Below are 19,013 nucleotides of genomic sequence, written 5' to 3'. Positions count from 1 at the left end.
GCTTATTCGGTAATGATCTTTATACCCGGAATGATCGTCTGACTACGCTTGGCTTTCTGTTTTAACCAGACATAGAAAACAACTAAGGCGGTCACGAAGAAGCCAATCCAGAGACTCGACTGTAGCGGATGTGCACTAAAGGTCGCGGCCTGATAGAAGATAGTTGCCGTTCCGTAAGCTAAGCCAAATGTCCAGGTTCCGGCGAAAGCCGCCCAACGTCCACCGAACTCACCAACCAAGGCGCCCATTGCGGCAACACAAGGTGTATACAGCAAGATAAATAATAGGTAGGCGAAGGCTGCAGCAATACCAGTAAATCCAGCTTGAAGTGCAGTGAAAGTAGATGTATCAACCTCTAGCTCTTCAGATGCAACTGCAACCGATGAAACATCACCCACATCGAGCCCAAGTGGATCATTAACCTGAATACCTAACAGGTTATCAGGAATCGTTGCCAATGCTTCATTTAGTGTCTCAATGAAAGGAGCCAACTCCTCTTCACCATCACTTGGCGTGCTATAAAGGCTATTTAATGTACCCACTACCGCTTCTTTAGCAAAGATACCGGTAATGATACCGACAGTTGCAGGCCAGTTATCTTGCTCAACACCCATAGGTGCAAATAGCGGTGTTACTTTCTGGCTAGCCACACTCAAGACAGACTCAGAGCTATCTTCGTGACCAAATGAGCCGTCGATACCAATCGAATTAACGAAGTTCAATAGAGTCACAACGATAACAATGGTTTTACCTGCGCCCATTATAAAGCTCTTGGTACGCTTACCTGTACGGTTCATCACCGTCTTGAACTTTGGCTTCTCGTAGCTAGGCAGCTCCATAACAACGGCACTGCTACTTCCCGGCAATAGGGTAGAGCGAAGCAGTAAGCCTGTACCCACGGCGGCTAACACACCAATGATGTACAGCATGAATACCAGGTTCTGACCAGACTCAGGGAAGAAGGCAGCGGCAAACAGTGCATAAACGGGTAGACGAGCGCCACATGACATAAAGGGTGCCATCATGCCGGTCACTATGCGCTCACGCTCACTGCCCAGGGTTCTGGTTGCCATAATGGCAGGAACCGAGCAGCCGAAACCAACAATCATAGGAACGAACGCTTTACCGGGAAGGCCAATTCTGCGCATCAAGCCATCAACAACGAACGCCGCACGAGCCATGTACCCAGACCCTTCCAGAACCGAAAGCGCCAAAAACAGAGCTGCAATAACGGGAATAAATGTGGCTACCGTTTGAATACCCTGTCCGATACCACCGGCGATGATAGTCACTAACCAGGTGGGAGACCCCATACCAGACATCAGTGCACCAAGGTGATCGACAAAAATAGCACCGGCGGTAATATCGAAGAAATCGATAAATGAGCTTCCGACATTGATGCTGAACATAAACATCAGATACATCACAAACAAGAAGACAGGCACACCGGCAACGGGATGCAGAATCACCTTATCCAGCTTATCGCTTAGGGTTTCTGCGCCATTAGCATTTACAGATGAAGTGTAAACATTCTGAACAAAATCGAAGCGAGTTGTCGCAACCATGATCTCGATATCTTTACCCTGGCTGGATAACGACTCGGAGCATTGGTTAACTTCATCGAGCATCTGGCCATTTTTACACTTACCACAGCCTAAGCCGTTACCTAACATAGCTAGGGCACGACCGCGGCTCAGGTTGTCATCATTACTCAATAATGAATTTACACCAGTTTCAATGCGAGGGTCATAATCAAGCACCAGAGGTGCTTCAGACACTTTACCCTCAAGCAGATCGACCACTTGCGCTTTAACTTTTTCGATGTCGGCTTCATCACGGGAACAGACGCTGACAACCGGGCAACCTAATGTACGGGCCATATTTTCTGTATCGATCTCAATACCATGCTTCTTTGCTGCATCGATTTTATTGAGAACCACGACCATTGGGATCCCAAGTTCGCGAAGCTGTACAGTTAAGTAGAGATGTCTTTCGATGTTCGTCGCATCGACAAGATTGATGATGCCATCCACTTGTTGCTCTGCAAGGTACTGTTGAGCAATCTGTTCATCCAACGAACAATCACAGGTGCTGCCAGCCGGAAGAAGGTCATAGATCCCAGGAAGATCGGTGAGGTAGACATCCGCGCCATTAAGCGTAAACAGACCAGTCTTCTTTTCAACCGTCACACCAGACCAGTTACCCACTTGTTGGTTTGCGCCGGTCAGTGCATTAAACAGTGTCGATTTTCCCGCATTGGGGTTACCGACGGTGACACAATGAAATTGCTTAGGCATTGGCTTTTTCCACCTCTACTCTTTCTACATCAATTACGTCGGCTAAATCACGACGCATACACAACTTACTACCTCTGATATCGAGCTCAAGTCCCGAGCCCATCGGTGCCTTTCGGATCATCAAGAAAGAGGTGTTTGGTGTGATCCCCATGGAAAGTAGCTTACGTTTAACAACGGAGGGCAAACTTAATTGACCTACCTCAGAAATAGTGGCGTGTTCGCCGGGATTTAAATCGCTTAATTTCATTATGCTCAATTACCTTTCGACAGGTCTCAATAATTCTTAAACTCGGATCAATTCTAACGGAGGCAAAACCAGAATAACTTTACCTAGATCAATGTTTCGTAGTGAAAACGAGAATAGTTTTCAATTGTATTATCCATTATGTGACAAAAGTCTCAACTAATACACTTTAAAAACCAATTCACTCTTATTCTCAATTATAGATGAGAATGATTATCGCTCCAACACAAAAGTGATGGGTCGACTGGAAAACATTTAGCGTGACCAAGATCACACTTTTATTTTTACCAGCTAAATCATCACTCTTTACCTGGGTTATCAGATAAAAATGTTACTCATTTGTAGCTAAAATGATCTACCATTCAGTATTAGTAATTCACCAAATTACTAATATAGCTATTATTAGCATTTTAAGCGCTCAGGATGTGTGATGATGAACATGGAATCCGCTAGGTTCAAACAAAAGGTCCCTCTCTTCCTTTTATTTGCTTTAACAACAATCTGTTTCAATATATTAGCCGCGCCATGGGATGACAAAGACCCAGCCGAAGTAGAGGCGATTCTCGACAGTAAATTTGTCGAAGGAAAATACTCCTCGAAAGGTGCAGATTCTTGCCTCATGTGTCACAGAAAGAGTAGCGATGTGATGGCGCTGTTTGATGGTGTTCACGGAAACCCTGACATTAACGGCTCTCCCATGGCCGATCTTCAATGCGAAGCTTGTCACGGACCCCAGGGCAAGCATAATCGCGGCGGCAAAGAGCCCATGATCACATTCGGAGCCGACTCTCCCCTCCCCGCTCAAAAACAAAATAGTGTCTGCCTCAGTTGCCATAATGACGAGCAACGCATGGTATGGAGTGGCAATCACCATGACAATGCCGATGTGAGCTGTAGCGGTTGTCATTTAGTTCATACAGGTAAAGACCCAATTAGTGACCGCAAGCGAGAAGTCGAAGTATGCAGCTCATGTCATACCCAACAAAAAGCCGATATCCATAAACGCTCAGCCCATCCATTAAAGTGGCAGCAGATGGTCTGCAGTGATTGTCATAACCCCCACGGAAGTTTAAGTGACTCGAACCTTAAGCAGATGAGTGTTAACGAGAACTGCTACTCCTGTCACGCCGAAAAACGGGGCCCTAAACTCTGGGAACATTCGCCGGTGAGTGATAACTGCGCTAATTGTCATAACCCACATGGCAGTGTCAATGAAGGCATGCTTATCAGCAAGCCTCCTCAACTGTGTCAACAGTGTCATGCCTCTGATGGCCATGCTTCAAATGCCGTTTTTGCCAATTCAAATAATGCCTTTAATGCTGGGCAAAGTTGCATGAACTGCCACAGTCAGATCCATGGCTCTAACCATCCATCCGGCAAGCTGCTGCAGCGCTAATTGGGAGTGATAAACATGAATAAACGAATTTTAAATCCCGCTCCTTATACAGGACTGCTACCAATAAAACTAAGTTTGGTCGCCATGGCGATAGGCAGCCTATTGTCACCGGCATACGCAGATGGTTATGGTTTATCTCAGGCTAATCGTGCAGCCGTAAAACTGGATAAATGGCAGTGTAAACGCTGCAGTGTATCGACCGATACAAGGGGGTCTATAGGTGCTGGAATTGCCTATAACGATGGAACCGATAACCGTTTCGGTAATACCAGCGGCACCAATGAAGACGGCGCAGTTGGCCACCTGGAAGCCGATATTCTGTTAAAAAATAAATCCGGATATCAGACCCGAATCGAAGCCGACAAGCTTGGATATGACAGTGGCAGCGCTCAAGTGTCTACCGGTGCTCCGGGACAATATAAAGTTGTCTTAGGCTATCGGGGAATTGCTAACTACGATACCAGCAGTGCATTAACGCCCTATTTGGTTGATGGCGATAAGATGAATTTGCCGGACAATTGGCAAACAGGCGCTACAACGGGGCAAATGACTGAACTTTCAGGCAGTGCAGCCCCTGTTGCACTCAAGACTCAACGCGATAGATTTACTCTCGGAGCAGGTTATACCGGTAGCTTCTATAAGGCAGAGCTGGATTACCGACATGAAGATCGAAAAGGTAAGCGGACCTTCAGTGGTAACTTGCTGACCAACAGCGTCATGCTGGCTCAACCCATCGACGATTCGACCGATAACCTAGGGGCAAAAATCTACTTTAACGGCGCTAACTGGCTAGCCGGTGTCGATGCCATGTTAAGTCATTACAACAATGACCATGACGCCATCAATTGGCAGTCAGCCTTCACACCTACTTTTGGTGCGGCATATAGAGGACAGAGTGCGACAGCCGCCGATAACAGAGCCTACCGTATCGCGGCCAATGCGCAGCTGGGCAGTAATGGACACCAGGTACTGATGCATACCGGCTTTAGCCGTTTCAGCCAAGATGAAACCTTTCTCCCGGCAACCATCAATGGCCCATCTCCTACCCTACCGCAATCCAGTTTAGATGGGCAGGTCGACATGATAGAGATGACGCTCAAATATTCCGGACGAATTACACGAGAGCTCAGTATACGTGCAAGCTATGACTACAAGGACAGGGACAACAAAACCCGGGTTCTGAATATGCCCCAGGTGATCACTGACAGCTATTATGCCGGGACGGCTATCAATCCTGAATATGACCATACCAGGCAGAAAGCCTCCTTCGCGGCTAAGTATCGATTCAGCCGCAACATCTATCTGGATACGGGTTATCGATACGATCATAACAGATACAGCGATCTCGATAGGGAAACTCTTCAAGAATCAGGTGTATATGGAAGGCTGAACTACCGCCCTTCCCAAGCCTGGTCTTTTGGCTTAAAAGCGGACATTAAGGATAGAAGTGGTAGCGAATACGGAGTCGTGACCAGCACATCGAGTACGAGCAATCCACTGATGAGAAAATCTTACCTCGCCGATAGAGAGCATCAGGAATACCGTTTACAGGCCGATTATAATGGCTCGGGGGCATTATCTGCCAGCGCCAACTTGCACACTAGCCATGATGATTATACCGATACAAACATTGGACTTACCGACGTTAAAACATCAGGTTATTACATCTCGGCTCAGTATCTGATAGATGACGATTTAAGCTTAAATGCCTTTTTCAACCAAGATTGGCGCGATAGCGAACAGGCCGGTAGCAGTAATTTCGGCAGTGCAAACTGGTATGCCAATTTAGATGAGCGCTCCACACTCGTTGGCGCAGGGATGCAATATCAAAATCTGATAGACAGCAAGCTCTCTCTCGGGCTCGATTACAACTATTCAGATGGCCAGAGCGACACAGAGATAACTCAGGGCTTCACCTCCCCCTACGGTGATTATTTCTCGACTAAACACAATATCAATGCATTTGCCGACTATCGATTCAGTGAAAAGATGGCAATTCGTATCGATTGGATATTCGAACAATATGAAGATGCCGACTGGAGTAACCAGGGGATAACCTTAGACGCAATACCGAATGTACTTACCTTCGGCTCTCTCAGCCACGATTATAGTGCCCACTACCTTGGGTTGACGTTAAGTTATCACCTTTAAAATCCAGTTTTGACCCCTTGGATAATCAGGGAACTCGATAAAAGCATTCTTTTGGAAATATAAGATTTGGAAACATAAGATTTGAAAAGATAAGAATTAGCAAGAGCAGAATTAGCACAGATTCCAAGGAAGAGATGATGAATAAAAGCACAAAATCAAATACTGTGAGCCTGTACAGATTAATACCGTTAACCTTAACACTGCTCCTTGCGGCGTGCGGCAGCGGGGATGATGGCGCGCCGGGGAATCCCGGCGAACCTGGCGGACCACCGGCGAGTGATATTTCCACATTAATGGTTGAGGTCACTGGTGTTACAACCGATGCAGGTATCGCAACGGTAAACTATCGTGTCAGCAATCAGGACGATGAACCAGTAGTAGGCATTAGTACAGGTACGTACATTGCCGCTCAACTGCTTCCCCAAGGCTACACCAACGCCGGTAACAGCAGCCAATGGCAGTACTTTGTCTCGGAAAGCTGTTCATCGGGTTGCACCGGTGAACTGATCGATCATAAAAACGGTAGTTACAGCTATACGTTCAGTGCTGCATTTGATGGTTTAAATGATGTCAGCTATCAGCCCGGCTCGACTCAGAGGGTAATGATCAAGATTGGTGGAGACACCCTGCCCGATGGCAGCCCACTGCCAACCACTAACCAACACTTCGACTGGAGCGACAGCGGTGAGCCCGCCTATACCCGTGATCTTATCGCCATCGAGACATGTAACAGCTGCCATAACGACTTGGCTTTTCACGGTCCTTCTGGTTTCGAGAAGTACAATGAAGTTGAGACCTGTGTAACCTGTCACAACGCCGATAGGGTGAGTAACCCCGACAATATTTTTCCACAGATGATCCACACTAAACATCTGGTCGGTTTCCCGGGAGAATTAGCTAATTGCCAAACCTGCCACGCCAGCGATGAAACCTTAACCGAAAACATGAATTGGGCACGGGTTCCTGGAATGGAAGCCTGTGGTTCTTGTCATACCAATATTGATTTCCCCGCAGGCGAGGGGCACCCGGCGCAAACTGATAACAGTAACTGTGTCGCCTGTCATAACTCAGACTGGACGGCGAACGTCCATAATGATGGCGGTGACGATGAGGCGCTAGGGCAATTTAACGCTAACATAGTGAGTGCGAGCCTTACAGGCAATACAGTGACCTTTAACATCACGCTAACCAATCCTGTAACCAATACGGTTTATGCTGATAGCGCCGATAAGCTCGATTTTATCGACGATCTTCGCGTCTATGCTAATTGGGGCACCAGCTTCGACTATGCGCCTTCGGCTAAATCACTCAAGCTGCAAGACAGTTCGCCAATTTCAGGAAGTAATGGTATTTACACTTATGCAATCAGCGGTCTGACCATTCCTGCCGGAACCGAGTCCGACAGGGGAGTCTTAGCTATCCAGGGTAAGCTCTGCTCTTCACAAGGTGAATTAGGTGATTGCGAAGAGGATGCGTTCTCGACAGTAAACCTTAAATCGAGCCATCAGTTCTTCTCTGCCGCCGAGTTAACGGACACAGGCAGGAGAGTGGTTGTGACCAACGACACTTGTGGAAGTTGCCATGGCGTACAGGCCCTTAACTTCCACGGCGCACGCAATGATTTACAGGGGCAATGCCAGCTTTGTCATAACCCGAATATGATGGCCGATGCGACTGCATCTAATCCGTCTGTTTCCACGGCAGACTACAAGCACCTGATCCATTCGCTCCACAGTGCACAACGTGAGGGCTATGAGGGTCTCAATTATCCGGGACAGATCGGAAACTGTGCCCAATGCCACGCCAGTGATGACACAGGACTTCTCAGCGCGGCGCTCCCCCTAAATTTGGGTGTAAAACCATTAGCCATAGATAACGGCACCTTTACCAGTGCAACCGCAGCCATCTGCAGTGATTGTCACTTCAGTGACACAGCCAAAAATCATATGACTCAACAGGGCGCCGTATTTATGGGTAGCGAGGCCGATGCGACAGCGGGTACAGAAAGCTGTAGCACCTGTCACGGCGAAGGTGCTCCTGCAGATATATTAAAAGTGCACCCAATCAACGAATAACAATCAAAAATATCAGGCACTTATGCAATGAGCTGGTGAGTGTCCTCCCCCTTGATGATGCAAAAATGGAACGCAAAATTATGGATATAAAAAGAAAAAGTTCGACGCTTAATCTGATTGCGCTGACTTGCTCTGCCCTGCTGTTTGGTTGTGGAAGCGACGGTAAAGACGGGGAAGATGGAAAAGATGGCGTGGTCGGTGTCAATATCGATTCCACGGCGACACTGTCCGCCAATATCTCTACAGCATCGGTCACCGATGGCCTGATCACCATTAATTTTGATCTGACGAATGCCAATGGCGTCGCGGTACTGGGGTTGACCAAAGACCATGACCTGCGTTTTGGTATTGCTCAGCTCACCCGAGTCAGTGAAACCATGGGCGATACCGAAGTAGACAGAGGGTTTAACTGGCAGGCCTATATCAATGCCGAGAAGACCCCCAACCCGGATTGGATCCCCGAAGGTGAATCGCATATCAATCCTTCGAACCAATATCAGGCCAATGTTGAAAAAGCCGCCGATTGTGATGAGTGTTTCCTCGATAACGGCGATGGCAGTTATGCCTATACTTATCAGGTTAATATTGCAGAGGTGACCGAGCCTTTAACCGTTACTTACAGCGCCGACTCAACCCAAAGAGCGACCCTCGAACTTGAACTTCCTCAGGTAACGGCCAATGCCTTCCTGGATTGGCAGCCCTCGTCAGAGTCCAGCGAAGGCATTCAAACCCGGGATGTCGTCTCCATTGAAACCTGCTATACCTGTCATCAAGTCGAGAGCCTTGCACTTCATGGTGGACGAAGAATCGCAATTGAAAACTGCGCATCTTGTCATACCTCGACCTCCGGCGATCCTGAAAGCGGAAACAGTGTCGAATTTACCTATATGATCCATGCGATTCATAAAGGAAATGAGAGGATGACCAGCACAGCCGATGGCATGGTTCCTGCCCCCTATAAGATCATAGGTTATGGCGGCGGAATACATGATTATGGCAAGGTGATGTTCCCACAAGGCCCCGCCGCCGATTGCAGCTCTTGTCACGTGGAGGGAGAAGGCGCACCAGCCGATGCAGATCTGTTTAAGGCCGATCTCAGCAATACCGCTTGCGTGGGTTGTCACACCGAAAAACCATCGCAAAATCATAGTAGTACCAACTGTATAGGTTGTCACAACTCGACCGATACTTACCCCGGAACCGGCAGTGCAGAGAAACGTCACTTTGATGTAATGAAGGCCTATAGCGATGCCAGGGCGATGAGCGTTGAGTTCAGTAATATCGGTTTAACAGCCGATGGGAAAATCAAATTTGATCTGCAAATTATCGATGCTGCTGGAACAGCTATTGCGGGCGAATTTATTAACCAAGGGACTCGAGTCGTCGTCGCATGGGACAGTGACAAAGACTATCCGGCATACAATGATGCATCCTACAGCAATCGCCGCATCAAACTCAGCGAAGGCACATATGATGCGAACTCAAAGACCTTCACCATCACAGGCAATAACTTCGATATGCCGAATGATGCCGATGGCAAAACCTTCGAGCTCTGGTCTGCCGTCGAGGTCTGCTTTAACAAGGGAGGCTACGGCGTGGCAGAAGTCATGATGACTGAGTGTTCTGACAATACGCGTTCTATCGAGGTTAAAGAGGAAGCCTATCACTTTGTATGGTCCGGTACGGGTATGGATGCAGACGCTCAGGCCGCCACAAGGCGCAGTATCATAGATACGACTAAGTGTCAGGGTTGTCATAATCAAGAGGTGTTCCATTATGATAACGGCGTCAACTGTCAGACCTGTCATACATCGGACAAGACCACTAAATCAGATGACAGCTACCCCGGTGGGAAGAAACCGACCAGCTTCGCCTATAAGGCCCACGCGGCTGAGGGACACTACCTGAAATATGCAGGCGTAGAATCCGGGACAGTGCTAAAAACGGATTGTATGACCTGTCACACCGATGACGGTATAAAACTAGGTCGCGTGAGCGATAGAGTTTGGCGCTTTGGCCATAAAACCTCTGGTGAAGATATCTGGGTATCATCAGATGTGGGAACCTGTCTCTCCTGTCATCAAAAGTACCTGAGTGATGCCGGGGCCAGCCATATCGTCACTAACGGCGGTATTTTAGATGGAACCAGTGAAGAGGATGTTCAAACTCGTGCCAGCGAAGCCTGCTCGACCTGTCATACACCTGAGCAATTAATGAGCCTACATGCTCATTAAATCTCTGCAATAAGCTGAGAAAAGGGAGGCTAGCCTCCCTTTTCTTTTGCTTTATAGATTGAACTTCGGCATAAAACAGCAACCGTTCCGCTACACTTGTAAAGGCCACTTTTACATACTGGCAGTGGTCATGCTTAACGCCAGTCAAACAAGAATTTCACGTCGAAATAATTGAAAATCAACTGAACCTTAATTGAGTGGATTCTGCAACAAAATGGTTAAAATAAAAGGAATATTTATTGTTCTGTCTCAAAAACATGTCCGATCTGCCTACCCCTAAAGAAATAGTCGGACATAACTCACATAAAGCACCTAAAACACCTGCTAAAAAGTCCCTGCTTAGATAGCCTATAGGTGGAAATTAATTCCACACACTAAACACTTGTTTATTAACGATTTGATAATAAGAATCACTCTCATATAAAGATGAGCTTAATTAGATTTGTTTAGTGATGATTAAAACTATTGCAGGGAATAATCATGATGAAAAAGTTCAACTCTTTTAATGCAAAAAGGAGTGCGGCAGCCAAGGCTGTACTCAGTGCTGGGATACTCTCTTTTGCACTTGCCGGTTGCGGCAGCGACGGTAAAGATGGTGAAGATGGCAAAGATGGCGTTGTTGGCGTTAACATCGACGCAGCAAAAAGTGTAAACGCGATATTTACTAACGCAACGGTTGAGGCCGGCGTCGTAACAGTCGATTTCAAGCTTCAAAATGACAACGGTGTCGCCGTTCTTGGTCTGACCAAAGATCACGACTTACGTTTCGGTATCGCTCAACTGAGCCATGTCACCGAGATGATGGGTGAAACCGAAGTTGATAGAGGCTACCAATGGCAAGCCTATATCAATGCTGAAAAAACACCGAATCCAGACTGGGTTCCTGAAGGTGAGTCACATATCAACCCATCGAACCAGTTCCAGGCTAATGTAGAGAAAGCTGGCGACTGTGAGACATGTTTCGTCGATAACGAAGATGGTAGCTACACCTACACCTATCAGCAAAATATCGGTAGTGTCGTTGAGCCTGTCGAAGTCACTTACAATGCAGAAGAAACTCAACGTGCCACTATGGAACTTGAGCTCTCAAGCTTTGCTGCCAATGCCAACTATGACTGGCAGCCATCTACCGGCACAACCGAAGGCATTCAGACTCGTGACGTAGTTTCAATCGAAACATGTTACACCTGTCACCAGCCAGAGAGTCTCGAGCTTCATGGCGGCCGTCGAATCAACATCGAAAACTGCGCATCTTGTCACACTGGCACTTCAGGCGACCCTGAAAGTGGCAACAGCGTCGACTTTACCTTTATGATCCATGCGATCCATAAAGGACAAGAGAGAATGACCAGCACGGCTGAAGGCATGGTTCCTGCTCCATATAAAGTTATCGGATATGGTGGCGGTGTACATGATTACGGCAAGGTGATGTTCCCGCAAAAACCTGCTGCAAATTGTGCCGCTTGTCACGTTGAAGGCGAAAATGCACCTGCAAATGCCGATCTGTTTAAAGCAAATCTGAGCAACACAGCTTGTGTGGGTTGTCATACAGAGAAGCCTTCTCAAATGCACAGCAGCACTGACTGTATGTCTTGTCACATCGAAGAGGGTTATGCCCGTAGCGGTGTTGAAGCTCATGGCGATGCAACTAAAGCCTATGACGTAAGCAAGAACTACTCGGCAACATTCAGCAATATCAAACCTGAAGGTCAAGGCCTGAGCTTTGATGTACAGCTTCTTGATGATGCTGGTGCGCCAATTGCTAAAGAGTTTATCTACAAACTAGGTTATTCAAACCCATACATCGTTGTATCTTGGGATGTCGATGCCGATTACCCTGCATACAAAACGGGTAGTAAATACTCAGAGCGTCGTATCAGCTTATATGATGCATCACAGGCTACCTATGATGAAGCTAACAAGACGTTCAGTGTTGTCAGTGCAAACATAGCGCTACCAGCTGACATCAATGGTAAGAGCTTCGAGCTACTTCCTGTTGTTAAGACATGCTTTAAGAAAGGTGGCTACGGTCGTCCGCTTGTTGAGCCTATGTCTTGCTACGATGACGATGGTGTGACTATTGCCGGCAACGCAAAAGCGGCCTACATCCAAGACGAGCCAATGCGCTTCATCTGGAATAATGGTCAATCTGAAGAGCCAGCTGTCGCTCGTCGTTCAATTGTTGATGATGCCAAGTGTCACAACTGTCATGGCGCCGAGTTCTACCATGACTCTAATGGTGTCAACTGTCAGGCATGCCACACTTCAGATAAGGCTGTTAAAGAGTCTGAGCGTAATTCTGGTAAGTTTGACAAGCCAACAAGCTTCGCTTACAAAGCGCACCACGCCGAAGGTCACTACCTGAAGTATGCGGGTGTTGGTTCTAAAACGGTTGTTAAAACAGACTGTAAGACATGTCATACCGATAACGGCTTTGAGCTGGGCCGCTCTCCAGAGCGTGTTTGGAACTACCCTAACTTGGAGACATTGGATAGCACTGGTATCTTCGTTTCATCTGATGCCGGTACTTGCTTAAGCTGTCACCAGAAGTACCTTGATGATGCGGCTAAGTCTCACATTGTCACTAACGGCGGTATCCTTGACGGTACAAGTACAGAAGACGTTCGAACACGTGCGGCTGAAGCTTGCCAGACTTGTCACACACCAGAAAAAGTAATAGCACTTCACGGTCACTAATTTCGTGATAATGAAGTAGCGTTAGCGGTGATTATCTTAGTCATTTTCTAAGTCATCACCGCAACCTAAATAAGGGGAGGCATAGCCTCCCTTTTTACTGTCTACAACAGAGAAATCTCTGTTCATAAAAACAAACAAATCTGTATCATTTTCAAACAAGATATTGACCTAAATGCCGATAAAATCAGCATTTTATCGGTTTATGCTAAGCTTTCCTCCCCCCCCCATATACCCCTTTATAAATAGGCTGATCTAGGTCACACATTAAGAGCTGATTTGCAGATTTTCAGCCCCTATTACGTTAGCCTTTCATTGGGGAATTTTATTTCCAGCATTGACCTAAGTAGCACATTTATAATGAAAAAATGCAAATGAGAATCACTATCATCTTGCAGCCAGCACTTAAGCCAATGTCAAACCTATGCAGGGAAAAAATGATGAACGTAAAAAATAATAAATTTGCGCTGCTTCTGGCAGCAAGCGCCGTCTCTATGGCCTTAACTGGTTGTGGCGGCAGTGATGGTGATGATGGCAATAACGGCAATCCTGGTGGTCCGGTTGCCGAGTATATCAATACGTTAAACTTAGACGTGACTAAGGTCACCTATGTCGATGGTATGCCTAGCATCGAAGTCTTCGCCACGAACGAAGAAGATCTTCCCGTAGTAGGTCTGAAAGACTTTGAAGTTAAAAAAGTTGCTCAGCTACTTCCACAAGGCTCAACCGGTGCAGGCGATAATGCACAGTGGCAGGTTATCGGCTCACAAAAAACTTTCATCGATAACCAAGATGGCAGTTACACCTTCGACATCGAAGTTGAAGGATACGACTCAGCATTAACGCAGCGCTATAATGTGATTGCCAAGGCTTCAACACTGTTAGATGGCGTCACTACCGTTCCTCAAGCTGAGATCGCAGAAGATTTCAGTGGTGAAGGCTATGAAGCCACATACACCAAGGATATCGTCTCAACCGCTAGCTGTAATGCCTGTCATGCCGAAGGCGAGAAGATTTACCACAGCTACATGACACAAGAAACCTGTGCAACTTGTCATACTAAAGAGTACGCAGAAGAGCGTGGCAAGCCAGAAATTGAGTGGAACCACCTAGTTCACAACGTCCATAACTCTGCCAAAGGCTACAAAGCCGACAGAGATACCGGCGAGTTTACTAAAGATGCAGTGACGGCTCAGCATATCGTTCAAAATGACTGTACAAACTGTCACGTTGCGCCAGAAGATGGCACAGAAGGCTTGACCGAATGGGGTAACTGGACTCGCGTTCCAACCATGGAAACTTGTACCAGCTGTCACGTTAACATCGACTTCGAAGCAGGCAAGGGTCACTCACAGCAGGCTGACAACAGCAACTGTGTCGCTTGTCATAATGCAAGTTGGACCGAAGAGCTTCACACAGAAGATGCACTTCAGAAGAAAGCCGTTATCGATCAGATTGGCATGAATGCAACACTTACAGCGGTTCAGGATGATAAGAGTGCCAATCTGACCATCAGCTTTACCGATAGTGCCGGCAATGTACTGGATGTCACTAACTTGCTGCCAAAGATTAAGCGAGTAGAGAGCATCACAAACGTTGGCCCTAACTTCCCAATCATGGGTTACAACCCAAGTCCTGGAAATGGTGAGCACAAAGTCGCACTGGACCTTGTCCAAAGTGGCGAGCTGGCCAACAATGCTGAAATCGCCGATGGCAACTTAGTTATCAATACCGGCACTCTGCCTTTCGGTGCTGCGGGCACTGATACAGACACTGCATTTAGCTTTATCGGCCTGGAAGTATGTAGTGATGGTGCTGAACTCATCAACTGTGCAGAAGGCGTTGCAACTACCAGTATGAAAGCTGAACTTGCACATGGCACACTTTCTGGTGAAGCGCCTAGTACTCGTCATATCGATTCGGTGAACTTCGCCACTTGTGAAAGCTGTCACGGTGAAACGTTTGAGCTTCATAAAGGTTATCACGCCGGCTTCATCATGACTGAGCAACTTGGTCGCGAAGTTAACGGTCAGATGACTGTGGGTGTCGATGGCTGTGTGGCTTGTCACACACCTGACGGTACATACATGAGCGGCGGTAATAAAGGCGCATTCGAGATGAAACTGCACGTGGTTCACGGTGAGCAGGGTATCATCAAAGATTGTGCTCAGTGTCATAACGACTTTAACCTTGACGCGTTCAAAGTTAAAGGTGCACTGGCGACACCTGCAGGATACACAACTCCTATTGCCGCAACCTGTACCTCTTGTCATACGTCAGACAGCACTAAGCTTCACGCTGTTGGTCAAGGTGCGATTATCGATGGTTCTTATGAAGCTGCGAACGATGCAGCACAGCTTGAAACTTGTTTCTTCTGTCATAACCCGGCCATCAGCGATCACACTCAGGTGAAGATGTAATTTGCCAAAGCTTTGTTGAAAAGAGGGGGAGTCACCTCCCCCGTTTTCTCTCTTATTTGTGCAAATTAGGAAGCCTAATATGAAAATCACAAACAAATTTAAAACACTATCTATGGCAGTTTTACCTGCCCTTATGGTATCGGCAGTACTCTCACTCGGTTTTGCATCGACTGCAACAGCCTCTAAGTGGGATGCCAAGATGACGCCTGATGAAGTTGAAGCGACACTGGACAAGAAATTTGCCGAAGGTAAGTACTCACCTAAAGGCGCCGACTCTTGCTTAATGTGTCACCGTAAGTCTGAAAAAGTCATGGATATCTTCAAAGGTGTTCACGGCTCTATTGATTCGAGCAAGAGCCCTATGGCGGGACTGCAGTGCGAATCGTGTCACGGCCCTATGGGTAAGCATAACAAGGGTGGCAAAGAGCCGATGATCGCCTTCGGTCCAGACTCGACTCTCTCTGCCGAGAAGCAAAACAGTGTCTGCATGAGCTGTCACCAGGATGATAAGCGTATGGCGTGGAATGGTGGACACCATGACAATGCCGAGGTTGCTTGTGCCTCTTGTCACTCGGTTCACACCGACAAAGATCCGGTGCTTTCTAAAAACACTGAGATGGAAGTCTGTACCAGCTGTCATACCAAACAGAAAGCGGACATGAACAAGCGCTCCAGCCATCCAATGAAATGGGCTCAAATGGTGTGTAGCGATTGTCATAATCCACACGGCACGCTAGCCGATTCAGATCTGGTTAAGCCAAGCGTCAACGAGACATGTTATTCATGTCACGCTGAGAAACGTGGCCCAAAGTTGTGGGAGCATGCACCCGTAACTGAAGATTGTGTGACTTGTCACAACCCACACGGCTCAGTCAATGAAGGCATGCTCAAGACTCGTGCTCCACAACTTTGTCAGCAGTGTCACGCCAGCGATGGCCATGCAAGCAGAGCGAACTTCGGTAACACTGGTCAAGGTTCGAGTGTCGGTGATAATGCCTTCACGGGTGGCAACAGTTGCTTAAATTGTCACAGCAAGATCCATGGTTCTAACCATCCATCTGGCAAGCTGTTCCAGCGTTAATCAGGAGACGAGAAGATGAAATTCAAATTAAATTTAGTCACCCTCGCTCTACTTGCTAACGCAGGTGTTGCCGGAACTTTAATGACTAGTACCGCAGTCGCAGCCGAAGGCTACGGTCTTCAAAATGCGAACACGAGTAAAGTTAAGTTCGAGAAGTGGGTCTGTAAGCGCTGTGAAGTTGAAACCGGCTTTGCCGGCACAGTCGGTGTCGGCGTGGGCTACAACGACAGTGATGACATTCGTTCGGCAAATGCTTTTGCCGCCGAAGATGAGTTTGCAGGCAAGGTCGACGCCGACCTTACCTATGCAGGCAAAGGTGGTTACCGAGCCAGCATCGAAGCCGATAATCTTGGCATGGAAAATGGCCGCTTAGATATCAATGCCGGTAAAGCGGGTCAGTACAACCTGAACCTGAATTACAGACAGATTGCGACCTACAAGACTGACAGTGCAATGACCCCTTACCAAGGTGTCGGTGGAGATGACCTCACCCTACCCGGTAACTGGCAAACTGCAGGTTCCAGCAACGAGATGAGCCAGCTCTACTCCAGCTTGAACCCAACAGAGCTATCGCTTAAGCGTAAGCGCGCCGGAATGGGGATAGAGTACCAAGGTGAAGAGCTTTGGAGCACTTACGTTAACTATCAGCGTGAGGATAAATCAGGCCTTAAGCAAACATCGGGTAGCTTCTTTAACCAGTCTATGATGCTTGCCGAGCCTGTTGATTACACCACTGATACTATCGAAGCAGGCATTAAGCTTAGAGGCGACAACTGGTTTACAGCCATCAACTACAATGGCTCTATCTTCAAGAATGAATATAGCCAGTTAGGCTTCGATAACGCGTTTAACCCAACTTTCGGTGCAGCGACTCGCGGTTATATGTCACTCGATCCGGATAATGAATCTCATACTGTTTCATTGATGGGGCAAGTGACCGCCGATAAGACGATCATGAGTGGTCGTGTCCATTACGGTCAGATGACTCAAGATCAAGAGTTTGTGACTTCCGGTTATGGTTATCAAGCACCGGCTGAATCTCTCGATGGCCGTGTCGATATGACAGGGGTTAACCTCAAGTTAATCTCACGCATAAATCGTAGTGTTCGCCTTAATGCCAGTTACGACTACACAGATCGTGACAACAAGACCAATGTTGAGCAGTGGACACAGATCAGTATCGACGATGTGAATGGTCAGGCGGCTTATAACACGCCTTACGATATCACCACCCAACGCGCTAAGTTAGGTGTCGATTATCGTATTACCCGTGGAATGAAACTGGAAGCCGGCTACGATTACCGTACCGATGACCGCAGTTACCAAGATCGCGAAACCACTAACGAACATACGCTTTGGAGTAAATTCCGTCTAAGCGCGTTTGAAAACTGGGATATGTGGATCAAAGGTAGTTATGGCGAGCGTGATGGTTCTGAATATCAGGCATCTGAGTGGACTTCGTCGGAGTCAAACGACCTGTTACGTAAGTACAATATGGCCGACCGTAAGCGTACTATGATTGAAGCTCGTGTGACTCACAGTCCAATCGATACGCTTACAGTAGACTTTGGCACTCGTTACGCAATTGATGACTACAACGACACTCAAATCGGTCTGACCGAGTCTAAAGATTTGAGTTACGATGCTAGCGTCAGTTACCTACTCAACGATGATATGACTGTGACGGCCTTCTATAACCGTCAGAACATCGACTCAGATCAGGCTGGCAGCAGCAACTTCGCCGCGCCAAACTGGACTGGTACAGTCGAAGATCAGGTCGATGTTATCGGTGCAGGATTTAGCTATAACAACTTGATGGAGAAGAAGTTACGTTTAGGCGTTGACTACACTTACTCTGATTCAGACAGTAACACTCAAGTCACTCAAGGCATTACCGGTGACTACGGTGATTACTATGCTAAATCACATAACGTCAACATCTATGGTCAATACCAAGCCACACCAAAAATGGCTCTGAGATTAGATTATAAGATGGAGAAGTACCAGGATAATGATGCAGCAAATGAGATTGCACCAGATGGTATCTGGAATGTAGTCAGCTTTGGCTCTAACAGCCACGACTATACCGCACACCTCATCATGTTGAGCATGAGTTACAGACTGTAGTTGTGAAAAAGGTTATAGAGCCAGGCTCAAACAGCCAGCTCTATGACCTATCACCGCACACCTCATCATGTTGAGCATGAGTTATAGACTCTAGGTTCTAGTTTCTAGGTACTAGGTTCTAGCGACTAAGAAAGGCCGGATTCCATCTGTATGGAATCTGGCCTTTTTATATCCCACTTTCAAACCTTGAACTGGATCTGAACTTCCACTTAAATATTACTCAAGTCTCGAATTGAACTTGAATTGTGGTTCACTTTAGTAGATCGTAATGCAACTCTTTTAAAGCTTCATGAG

Annotated in this window: 10 protein-coding genes; 8 read left to right on the top strand and 2 right to left on the bottom strand. The window is 47.1% G+C overall.

All coding sequences use genetic code 11. The features are described from left to right. Positions 1–2: 2 nt before the first annotated feature. Together feoB and SSED_RS07930 are read right to left on the bottom strand one after the other, a co-directional pair. On the bottom strand, positions 3–2,297 hold the full coding sequence (gene feoB, locus SSED_RS07935; protein WP_012141879.1) for a Fe(2+) transporter permease subunit FeoB: 2,295 nt from the start codon (positions 2,295–2,297) through the stop codon (positions 3–5). After that, positions 2,290–2,544 (bottom strand): FeoA family protein, encoded by a 255-nt coding sequence (locus tag SSED_RS07930; RefSeq protein ID WP_012141878.1) that lies wholly within the window; start codon positions 2,542–2,544, stop codon positions 2,290–2,292. Before SSED_RS07930 ends, feoB begins: the two co-directional genes overlap by 8 nt. 427 nt (positions 2,545–2,971) lie before the next feature. On the opposite strand from SSED_RS07930, the gene SSED_RS07925 reads away from it, so the two are divergent. From SSED_RS07925 to SSED_RS07890, 8 genes are all read left to right on the top strand, one after another. After that, positions 2,972–3,937, top strand: a complete 966-nt coding sequence (locus SSED_RS07925; protein ID WP_012141877.1) for a DmsE family decaheme c-type cytochrome — start codon at positions 2,972–2,974, stop codon at positions 3,935–3,937. Positions 3,938–3,952: 15 nt separating this feature from the next. Further along, positions 3,953–6,088 (top strand): MtrB/PioB family decaheme-associated outer membrane protein, encoded by a 2,136-nt coding sequence (locus SSED_RS07920; protein WP_012141876.1) that lies wholly within the window; start codon positions 3,953–3,955, stop codon positions 6,086–6,088. A 137-nt stretch (positions 6,089–6,225) separates the two neighbouring features. After that, a complete protein-coding gene (locus SSED_RS07915; protein ID WP_041421594.1) occupies positions 6,226–8,163 on the top strand; it encodes an OmcA/MtrC family decaheme c-type cytochrome in 1,938 nt (645 codons plus the stop codon). 80 nt (positions 8,164–8,243) lie between these two features. Continuing rightward, positions 8,244–10,397 (top strand): OmcA/MtrC family decaheme c-type cytochrome, encoded by a 2,154-nt coding sequence (locus tag SSED_RS07910; protein WP_049772106.1) that lies wholly within the window; start codon positions 8,244–8,246, stop codon positions 10,395–10,397. A 480-nt stretch (positions 10,398–10,877) separates the two neighbouring features. Then, positions 10,878–13,094 (top strand): OmcA/MtrC family decaheme c-type cytochrome, encoded by a 2,217-nt coding sequence (locus SSED_RS07905; protein WP_012141873.1) that lies wholly within the window; start codon positions 10,878–10,880, stop codon positions 13,092–13,094. 434 nt (positions 13,095–13,528) lie between these two features. After that, a complete protein-coding gene (locus SSED_RS07900; RefSeq protein ID WP_012141872.1) occupies positions 13,529–15,511 on the top strand; it encodes an OmcA/MtrC family decaheme c-type cytochrome in 1,983 nt (660 codons plus the stop codon). 79 nt (positions 15,512–15,590) lie between these two features. Then, positions 15,591–16,592 (top strand): DmsE family decaheme c-type cytochrome, encoded by a 1,002-nt coding sequence (locus SSED_RS07895; RefSeq protein ID WP_012141871.1) that lies wholly within the window; start codon positions 15,591–15,593, stop codon positions 16,590–16,592. Between the two features lie 15 nt (positions 16,593–16,607). Further along, positions 16,608–18,719: an MtrB/PioB family decaheme-associated outer membrane protein gene (locus tag SSED_RS07890; protein ID WP_012141870.1), complete on the top strand. Its 2,112-nt coding sequence runs from the start codon at positions 16,608–16,610 to the stop codon at positions 18,717–18,719. Positions 18,720–19,013: the final 294 nt, after the last annotated feature.

It is taken from the genome of Shewanella sediminis HAW-EB3 (assembly GCF_000018025.1).
In the GTDB taxonomy this organism is placed as follows: Bacteria; Pseudomonadota; Gammaproteobacteria; order Enterobacterales; family Shewanellaceae; genus Shewanella; species Shewanella sediminis.
Note: the sequence above shows the minus strand (reverse complement) of the source record. Positions and strands in the feature narration are given on the sequence as shown.

Coding starts and splice junctions, on each gene's coding strand:
- SSED_RS07920 (WP_012141876.1), top strand. CDS start 3,953: ATGAATAAACGAATTTTAAATCCCGCTCCTTATACAGGACTGCTACCA.
- SSED_RS07915 (WP_041421594.1), top strand. CDS start 6,226: ATGAATAAAAGCACAAAATCAAATACTGTGAGCCTGTACAGATTAATA.
- SSED_RS07930 (WP_012141878.1), bottom strand. CDS start 2,544: ATGAAATTAAGCGATTTAAATCCCGGCGAACACGCCACTATTTCTGAG.
- SSED_RS07900 (WP_012141872.1), top strand. CDS start 13,529: ATGATGAACGTAAAAAATAATAAATTTGCGCTGCTTCTGGCAGCAAGC.
- SSED_RS07895 (WP_012141871.1), top strand. CDS start 15,591: ATGAAAATCACAAACAAATTTAAAACACTATCTATGGCAGTTTTACCT.
- feoB (WP_012141879.1), bottom strand. CDS start 2,297: ATGCCTAAGCAATTTCATTGTGTCACCGTCGGTAACCCCAATGCGGGA.
- SSED_RS07910 (WP_049772106.1), top strand. CDS start 8,244: ATGGATATAAAAAGAAAAAGTTCGACGCTTAATCTGATTGCGCTGACT.
- SSED_RS07925 (WP_012141877.1), top strand. CDS start 2,972: ATGATGAACATGGAATCCGCTAGGTTCAAACAAAAGGTCCCTCTCTTC.
- SSED_RS07905 (WP_012141873.1), top strand. CDS start 10,878: ATGATGAAAAAGTTCAACTCTTTTAATGCAAAAAGGAGTGCGGCAGCC.
- SSED_RS07890 (WP_012141870.1), top strand. CDS start 16,608: ATGAAATTCAAATTAAATTTAGTCACCCTCGCTCTACTTGCTAACGCA.